This is a genomic window from Nodosilinea sp. LEGE 07298 (assembly GCF_015207265.1).
In the GTDB taxonomy this organism is placed as follows: Bacteria; Cyanobacteriota; Cyanobacteriia; order Phormidesmidales; family Phormidesmidaceae; genus Nodosilinea.
Genome location: NZ_JADEXE010000059.1, coordinates 19,670 through 28,046, shown reverse-complemented (window position 1 = coordinate 28,046; position 8,377 = coordinate 19,670). Strand labels below are relative to the sequence as shown.

The following is an 8,377-nucleotide window of genomic DNA, read 5'->3' as shown; positions in this document are numbered from 1 at the left end:
GGACGTCGAATCAAGATTTCAGGCGCTCACTGGGACGCACATAACGTGCAACAAGTGCTCCGACAGCGATGTGCGTATCTGAATGGCTACTTCTCAAAATGAGTCTTGCAAGACTGGGATGCACCCGAGTAGCGACCGACTGCGACGAGTGCTCAAAAAAAAAGATATCGGTGGAAACGCACCCGGCACAGTCACAAACGGAAGCAAGACCCCGTCAAGCAAGCCCTCAAGCAGGCAGACTTAGAGACCCTGGTGCTGGCGGCTGAGGAGGGTCTGGTCGATATCAAATACCTCGATGAAGCGGGCTTTTGCCTCTGGAGTCCGGTCAGCTACAGCTACAGTCCGATAGGCGAGCAGAAGCGACTGGAGCAAACGCTCACTCGCCATGGCCGTCGGATTAGTATCTTGGGCTTGTGGCAACCGGGGGAGGCGTTCGAGTACGCACTCTCTCAAGGCGGATTTAAGGGGCCGAGCTATATCCAAGTTATGGATTGGGTGGCTCAGAAAGCAGCCCAGACCTTAGCCGAAACGGGACGCATTACCGTGGTTGTGCAGGATAATGGCTCGCTTCACAAAAGTCGCCTGGTGCAACAGCAGTGGCCTCGATGGCAGGAGCAGGGGTTATTCATCTTCTTTCTACCGCCCTATTGTTCGGAGATGAATCCTATAGAAACCCAATGGCGGCAACTGAAGTGCCACGAGATTGCCGGTCAGATGTTTGATAACGAATATGACTTGGCCATGACCGTCATTGACGGCATGGAAGCGCGTAGTAAAGCTGGAAATTATCAGCTAGAACGTTTTATGTTTAAATGCGCCTAGCTACTTACCCTCAGGGCCGATCAGCAAACAGAACCACCCTTACAGGAGGCGATCGCCACTCTGTTACAAGAATTTCGTCAATGTACCGGCATTCCCATTACGTCATCCATTCACCTGACTACATCCCTATCACCGCAGGTTACCCGCACCCTCTTTCGGTTGACCCAGGAGGCGTTGACCAACATCTGCAAGCATGCCCAGGCGACAACGGCCCATCTGGAGTTAACGGCAGATCTTGATAAGGTTTATTTAGCGATCGCGGATAATGGACAGGGTTTCTCTTACCATCAAAATGCCTCTGGTTACGGATTGCAGGGCATGGAAGAGCGGGTTGCAGCCATGAACGGCGATTTTCACCTGGAAACAGCCCCAGGTCAGGGTTGTCAAATTACTGTTACCCTTCCGCTTCAACTGAGTCGTTAAGGGACAATAGCCCATGATTCGTCTGTTGTTGGTGGATGATCAAAGCCTCATTTGCCAGGGCCTCAAGGCGATGCTATCCCTGGAAGATGACTTAGAAGTAGTCGGCATTGCCCACAATGGCGAACAGGCCTTGGCAGAAATAGAGGCTTTGTGCCCTGATGTTGTTCTCATGGATGTGCGCATGCCTGTCATGGACGGGCGCGAAACAACTCGGATAATTTGCCAACAATATCCGCAGGTCAAAGTATTAGTACTGAGTACGTTTGATGATTCTCAATACATTGCGGATGCCATTCGGGCCGGGGCGAAAGGATATTTGTTAAAAGATATGCCCTCTGAAGAACTGGCCCAGGCCATTCGTGCCGTCTATCAGGGTTATGCTCAACTCGGCCCTGGTTTACTGGAAAAGTTTGCTGAGACTGTAGCCGCTTCAGAAGCCGTTGCGAAAACAGAACTTCCCACCATGCCCCACCTCACCCCACGGGAACAAGAAGTTTTGCAACTGATTGGTCTAGGCCACACCAATCGGGATATTGCCCAATCACTTTACATTTCAGAAGGCACTGTTAAAACTCACGTCACTCACCTGTTCAATCGCCTCAACCTGCGGAATCGTGCCCAACTGGCAATTTATGCCAATACGGTTTGTGGTGTTGCTGAAACAACACATTAAAGTTGTCTGAAATTGGGGGAACAGTACGAGGCGTTGACCTGCTCGAAGAGAGGCAGTCGGGCACATGAGCAAGCCGCCTCCAGTAGCGCCCCAGGGTGGGAGGATCGCCACCTTTCGCCTAACGATGGACTGGCAGGATCTGCGACGCCGTGCCCCTATCTCCGCTGAGTCCCTCGCTGGGGTAGCCTGATAGCGCGATCAAACCCTAGACTCTCTCTTATACTAAATCCTGTCTGTATACCCCTGATACCCCTGGGCGAACCGCCGTTCGCCCCTACAGGTTGGCCTTTTGGAAATCGGGGGTAAGGAATTCGGATTTGGTATTACCCATCAAGCCACCCATGTACACCGCTGACCCGGAGGGGCTTGATGCATCCATATTTATTGACTGCTATAATTGAGTTTTATAGATATAGACAATGCCATTTAACCGACTATAGCTGTGGCCTCTCTATCCCAAACGTTCGACACAACCCGCGATGAGATCGTCGCGGTGATGGAACAGCGCATCGATAAGGGCGATCGCACCAAACTCACCAAAAAAGAGTTTCGCTATCCTCGTGGCCAAGCTGGTGGAGATGAATACCCTGGGCACGGACACGAAGGCGGCGATTGACCGGCTCTGTGCGACGGAGCAGGCGCTATTGGAGAGGGCCTATCCCCCTAGCAGTATCAATTCGGTCTATTTCCCGCGCTACACGAAGGCGATTAAGGCGGCGATTGACCTTGCCTCGAAAAAGTGGACATTCCCGAAGAGTCGACAACGAAGGAGAATGTTCAAATGACTCAAAAACCGCGTAGGACATTTACAGACGAACAAAAAGCAGAAGCTGTTCGCATCGTGGGCCAATCGGGCAAACCAGTCAGCCAGGTGGCTCAAGAAATGGGTCTGACTGAAAGTGCATTGCGCAAATGGGTGAAACAAGCCCAAATTGATCGTTCAGGAGACACCCAAGGTTCATTGACCTCTGCTGAACGTCAAGAATTAAATACGCTGCGTCGAGACCTCAAGCGGGTACGGATGGAGCGCGACTTCTTAAAAAAAGCCGCGACCTTCTTTGCTCGGGAAAGCTCAGATCGTACGCGCTAATCCAGAGGGAGAAGGTCAATTTTCCGATTGCCCTGATGTGCCGAGTGCTGAAGCAGTCCAGGAGTGGCTATTACGCGTGGTGCAACCGCCTCGCTTCCCGTAGAACCCAGGAGAATGCGATCTTGTCTCACCAGATTCAACAAATTTATGACACCAGTCGCCAAAGCTATGGTTCCCCTAGGATTCAGGCGGCCCTGGTGGCTCAAGGCTGGAGCGTCAGCCGCCAACGGGTGGTGCGGTTAATGGCTAAACTCGGCATCAGCGCTCGGTCTAAGCGTAAATTCAAGGTCACGACTGACTCTAAGCATGGCTGGCCCATCGCTGAGAATCACTTGGATAGAGACTTTACGACGACAGAGCCAGACCGGGTGTGGGTAGCTGACATGACCTACATTTGGACGACCGAAGGCTGGCTGTATCTGGCGGTCATCATTGACCTGTTCTCTCGACGGGTGGTGGGCTGGTCGATGGCAGAGCATATGCGCACTGAGGTGGTGCTGACAGCGTTAGAGGCGGCCCTAGGGCAACGTCAACCCGCTCCATCAGGGTTGCTGTTTCATTCTGACCGAGGCTCTCAATATGCCAGTGGGGAGTACCAGGAGGCACTTCAGCAGGCTACGATAAGGGTCAGCATGAGCCGTCGAGGCAATTGTTGGGATAATGCAGTAGCTGAAAGCTTTTTTGGCACACTCAAAACCGAGTTGATCCATCCTAGGATCTTCTCGACTCGAACGGTTGCCCGCACCGTTATTGCTGAATGGATTGAGGTGTTCTATAACCGACAGCGGTTACATTCGACCCTCGGATACCTATCACCAGTGCAGTTTGAAGATAACTATTGGCTCTCTCTAGAGGGCTTGAAGGCAGCTTAAATTACCTGTCCACTTTCTTGAGTCAAGTTCACACGGGAAATGCTTACTCTCAAGATGAGTTGAGCCTTAGGCTTTACATTCGCTCAGTTTATATGCATAATGCATACATATATAGAGGCGAGCATTGATTCATGAAACTACGCCATGGATGACGAAAGAACAGTAAACCTTTTAGGTGCACTAGCACTCAGCATTGTAGATGCGTTGAATTCGGTTGTTGAGATTAATGCTGGCTACGGGGGAGAGGCTCCTGCTGCTCTTGTGACTTTGGGCGTTGATCCAGGCATCTCAATCAATGCATTACGACAAATTCTTAACCTCTCTCATCCGGGAACTGTTCGACTCATCGATCGCTTGGAATCTGAGGGGCTAGTTGAGCGCAGATCTGGAACAGATGGTCGTACACTGGCTCTTTTTCTCACGGAAGCAGGTCACGAGCGCCGACAAGCCATTCTGACCGAGCGCCGTCATCAATTGCAGCTTGCTATGAGTGCATTGACCCAGAACGATCGCAAACAACTGACAAAACTGCTGGAAAAAATGCTCACAGCGATGACAACTAGTGAATTACGCAATTTCACGATTTGTCGGCTCTGTGAGGAAGAAGTGTGTCCAACTGATCGCTGCCCTGTAGAGCAAAAATATCGCCAATTGCTGGAACCATGAACAAAATCATTATTGCTCTGAGTTATGCATTTTGCTGGGGAGTAGGGGTAACGCTAACTAAAATCGCCCTTTCAGAGATTACGGCAACAACACTGCTAATAATTCAACTCCTCTCTAGCGTTCTATTTCTTGCTACAGTTTGTTACCTGAAGGAACGCCAGTTTCCTTTTTCCTGGCAACGACTCAAACAAGGATTTGCCGGGATATTTGAACCTGCTTTAGCTTATATGTTCGGGATCTTCGGTGTAAAGATGACGACGGTCAGCAATGCTACCTTGATTGCTTCTACTGAAGTGATTTTGACCATTATATTTGCCGCCGCTTTCTTAGGTGAGAAGCTGACACGAGCAAAATTCCTGCTAGCAGGAATTAGTTTTTTGGGAGTGTCTTTGTTGGTGTTACAAGATGCTCAAGGCGCGATTCATTCTTCCCTTATTGGCGATTCACTCGTTCTTCTCGGCACTCTGTTCGCGGTAGTCTACGTTCTTTTTAGCAAGAAGCAGATCGAAACAACAAACCCTCTACAACTGACCACATCACAGCAAACCGTTGGGTTAATTACAACTGTACTGTGCTTTAGCATGCTGTCGATCCTTAACCCGAGCTACGACGTGAATGCAGCAAACATTTCGCCGCAGTTTTGGTTGTTGGCAGTAAGCTCAGGAATTATGCAGTATGCGTTGGCATTCTTGCTCTATCTCGTTGCATTGCAAAATCTTCCTGTGAGTCACGCTGCGTTTTATCTTTCTCTGATCCCTATTTTTGGTGTGGCTAGCGCAGTCGTAATTATTGGGGAGCAGCCTAATCTAGCTCAATGGGTTGGGGGGGGGCTAGTCGTTGTATCCTCCTCCTACGCCAACAGGTTAAAACCCACTCAGGCGTAGATGTTTGGTGGGTGCTCGGATAAGTTGCAGCGATCACCGCATAACGATGCCGTTCACCCGCTACAGACAACTTCTCAAACCCAACAAAGAGACTCAAATGCTCGGGTGCAACGATCTGGTTATGCTGCCTCTATCGCATAGGCAAAAGATTTATCTGATATCACGTGGTTTGTTGAGATGTTGTTGTGCCCAGAGTGCGGCTTGAGTGCGATCGCTCACTCCTAGTTCGTTCAAAATACGACTAATGTGGTTTTTCACAGTGCCATGTGCCAGATGGAGAATTTGAGCCATTTCCTGATTGGTTTTTCCTTTCCCCAATAGTTGTAGAATCTCCAGTTCCCGATCGCTAAACTGATGCTGATACTCTGCGTTAGCGGGTGGAGACATGGAATTGAGCTGAGCAAACAGTTTGGGTGCGATGGTCGGTCCCAGTTGGCTATAGCCCTGGTTTAAAGTACGAATGGCTGCCGCAACCTGTTTTGATGTAGCACTTTTGAGGATATAGCCCAATGCCCCAGCCTGGAGCGATCGCCAGATGTATTCATCCTGGTCAAAGGTGGTCAGAACCAGAATATGAATCCAGGGAAAGCGCTGATGAATGTCGCGGGTGGCAACAACGCCATCACAAATTGGCATTTGCACGTCCATCAGAACAATGTCAGGTTGCAATTCTTCTGCCAAGGCGATCGCCCTCTGTCCATCACTTGCCTGGCCGACAATCTCCAGGTCATCTTCTAAGCCCAGCAACGCTGCCAAACCCTGGCGAAACATCTCTTGATCATCTACCAGTAACAGTCGAATCATATAGCGGTACTAAATGATTGGTGAGGGATGGTTTGTGAGCAATGGCACTTATCACAAACCCTTTAGGATTGCTATAGCGGAGCCATCACCCAAATTCTAGTGCCTCTTCCGATAGTACTGATGATTTGCAATTGACCACCCAGCAGATGTACCCGCTCCTGCATTCCTTTCAGCCCGTAGCCATTGTAAGGCAGGGTTTGATCAAATCCTTGGCCGTCATCTTCCAATTCTAAAAGAATGGCGTCTGATATCATCTGCAAGCGTAGGTGCACCCGAGTAGCATGGGCATGTTTTTGAATATTGGTGAACCCCTCCTGGGCAACGCAGTACAGTTGGTGACTAGTTTGCAGGGGCAAAGGCGGTAAATTGAACTCAGCGTGAATGGTGAAGGTATGGTTCTGCCGGACCTGATCAATTAGCCTTTGCAATGCCGTGGTTAAGTCAAACTCCTCCCGCACCGTCTGAATCGCTTGCCGCACAGATTCTAAACACTGACTCGCCAGTTGCCGAGAATTGTTAAGAGCTTGATTCGCCTGATCAGGATTCCGTTGGCCCACGGCCTGTGCTAACTCCAATTGAATGTTGAGAGTCGTTAGGGAGTGACCAAGGGAGTCGTGAATGTCACGGGCAATACGCGATCGCTCCAGTGCTGCCGCCAAGGATTCAATTTCCTGACTGAGGGCTTCTGCCCGCTGACGGCTACGGCGTTCTGCCACAATCACAAAACCCAGCAAGATCACAAACAGGCTAATGCCAACGTACTCGATCAGACTACTGACAACCATGACTTGAGGCTGATACAATTCTTCCCAATGATTGGAACGGATGATTTCCGCAAATTGTTCACCCACTAATGGCAGCATCCAGAGAATAGTGAATAAATAACCAATTCCAGTACTGATAACCACAAAAAAAACTTCCCGACGACTCAACAAAAAGCAGCTTTTAATCAAAAAAAAGTAAAGTAGGATATCAAAATTAATCCAAAGTAGTTGAGCAATCAGGATTAATATGATTTCAACCAAAACATAGACGCGGCGTTGCCAGCAAGGACGCTCAAGGGGAAAGATGAAACTGAAAACGAAAAAAATAGAAATAATATTGCAGCATTGAAAAATATATTGGGCAAGAGCTGGATTTCATAAAAATACTGATCGATCGCATAGAGCAGTAACATCATTAGCAGTAATGCCCACTCGGCATACCGCAGTGTTCGCTGAAGAGATAAGGACGGGAGTGTAAGTGAGTTCATTGCCTCTCTAGCTTAGTGGTGCAGAAAACTTTTTTGAGTCTCATGATGGATGACCTGAACGGTTAAATCAGCGCCTGAAACCCATTGCCCTCGTTCGTTTACCCGATAAACCTCAATATCGCCATCTCGGTGAGAATCCTTAATTTATAGGGGTTTCAGGAGTTTTCTGCACCACTAAGGCCTCTCTAGTTGATGAAGTTCCTGCGGTGCTAAATTGGGGTTTAGCACCTGACCATCTTTGAACCAAATTACTCGTTTTGTGGTGCGAGCTACATCGGCTTCATGGGTTACCATCACCACGGTCATGCCGCTGCGATTCAGTTCGGTAAAGATGTCCAGAATTTCTTGGGTTGTATGGGAGTCTAAGGCTCCAGTCGGTTCATCAGCCAGGAGCAACAGGGGTTGATTTACAATCGACCGGGCGATCGCCACGCGCTGTTGCTGTCCACCCGAAAGCTGAGTCGGCTTGTTCTGCAACCGATTTTCTAGCCCGACGCGCACCAGTGCAGCAGTGGCTCGTTTAAGCCGCTCGGCTGGCGGGACATGGGCATACACCATTGGTAGCATCACATTTTCTAGGGCCGTTAACTGCGGTAGCAGATGAAATTGCTGAAACACAAACCCTAACTTGAGGTTGCGGATCCGAGCGAGGGCTGTATTGGTTAGCTCCGCTACATTCTCGTCATCCAAATAGTAGGCTCCTGTGGTCGGGCGATCTAAACAGCCAATCAGGTTCATCATGGTAGATTTACCGGAACCCGACGAGCCCATAATGGCGCAGTATTCTCCCTGTTTGATGCTGAGATCAACCCCAGATAGGGCGTGAATGAGGGTTTCACCCATGCCGTAGACTTTGGAGATGCCCTCTAAGCGAATCATCATATTCGCCAT

Annotated in this window: 11 protein-coding genes; 8 read left to right on the top strand and 3 right to left on the bottom strand. The window is 49.5% G+C overall.

Annotated features, from left to right (window positions below):
- Window positions 1-252: 252 nt before the first annotated feature.
- The 8 genes from IQ273_RS10685 (at window position 253) to IQ273_RS10655 (ending at window position 5,430) form a co-directional block, all read left to right on the top strand.
- Window positions 253-822, top strand: coding sequence for a transposase (locus IQ273_RS10685; RefSeq protein ID WP_194023146.1), 570 nt, complete (start codon window positions 253-255; stop codon window positions 820-822).
- A gap of 51 nt (window positions 823-873) precedes the next feature.
- Window positions 874-1,245: an ATP-binding protein gene (locus tag IQ273_RS10680; protein ID WP_313898075.1), complete on the top strand. Its 372-nt coding sequence runs from the start codon at window positions 874-876 to the stop codon at window positions 1,243-1,245.
- Window positions 1,246-1,258: 13 nt separating this feature from the next.
- Window positions 1,259-1,918, top strand: coding sequence for a response regulator transcription factor (locus IQ273_RS10675; RefSeq protein ID WP_194023144.1), 660 nt, complete (start codon window positions 1,259-1,261; stop codon window positions 1,916-1,918).
- Between the two features lie 64 nt (window positions 1,919-1,982).
- Window positions 1,983-2,108 (top strand): hypothetical protein, encoded by a 126-nt coding sequence (locus IQ273_RS34365; RefSeq protein WP_255534459.1) that lies wholly within the window; start codon window positions 1,983-1,985, stop codon window positions 2,106-2,108.
- Between the two features lie 252 nt (window positions 2,109-2,360).
- The gene (locus IQ273_RS10670) at window positions 2,361-2,534 is read left to right on the top strand and encodes a hypothetical protein (protein WP_194023143.1); all 174 of its coding nucleotides are present in this window, start codon (window positions 2,361-2,363) and stop codon (window positions 2,532-2,534) included.
- Window positions 2,535-2,699: 165 nt separating this feature from the next.
- Window positions 2,700-3,880 (top strand): IS3 family transposase gene (locus tag IQ273_RS10665; RefSeq protein ID WP_397197533.1). Its coding sequence is split into 2 segments (ribosomal slippage): window positions 2,700-3,006 and window positions 3,006-3,880, totalling 1,182 coding nucleotides; the frame shifts between segments, so codons are not numbered across the junction.
- A 144-nt stretch (window positions 3,881-4,024) separates the two neighbouring features.
- Window positions 4,025-4,546: a MarR family winged helix-turn-helix transcriptional regulator gene (locus IQ273_RS10660; protein WP_194023142.1), complete on the top strand. Its 522-nt coding sequence runs from the start codon at window positions 4,025-4,027 to the stop codon at window positions 4,544-4,546.
- Window positions 4,543-5,430, top strand: a complete 888-nt coding sequence (locus IQ273_RS10655; RefSeq protein WP_194023141.1) for a DMT family transporter — start codon at window positions 4,543-4,545, stop codon at window positions 5,428-5,430. The genes IQ273_RS10660 and IQ273_RS10655 overlap by 4 nt, the downstream gene beginning before the upstream one ends.
- A gap of 150 nt (window positions 5,431-5,580) precedes the next feature.
- Here the strand turns inward: IQ273_RS10655 and IQ273_RS10650 are convergent, their stop codons facing one another.
- From IQ273_RS10650 to IQ273_RS10640, 3 genes are all read right to left on the bottom strand, one after another.
- Entirely contained in the window at window positions 5,581-6,234 is a 654-nt protein-coding gene (locus IQ273_RS10650) for a response regulator transcription factor (RefSeq protein ID WP_194023140.1), read from the bottom strand.
- A gap of 71 nt (window positions 6,235-6,305) precedes the next feature.
- Entirely contained in the window at window positions 6,306-7,259 is a 954-nt protein-coding gene (locus IQ273_RS10645; protein ID WP_194023139.1) for a sensor histidine kinase, read from the bottom strand.
- Window positions 7,260-7,660: 401 nt separating this feature from the next.
- The gene (locus tag IQ273_RS10640) at window positions 7,661-8,377 is read right to left on the bottom strand and encodes an ABC transporter ATP-binding protein (protein WP_278000552.1); all 717 of its coding nucleotides are present in this window, start codon (window positions 8,375-8,377) and stop codon (window positions 7,661-7,663) included.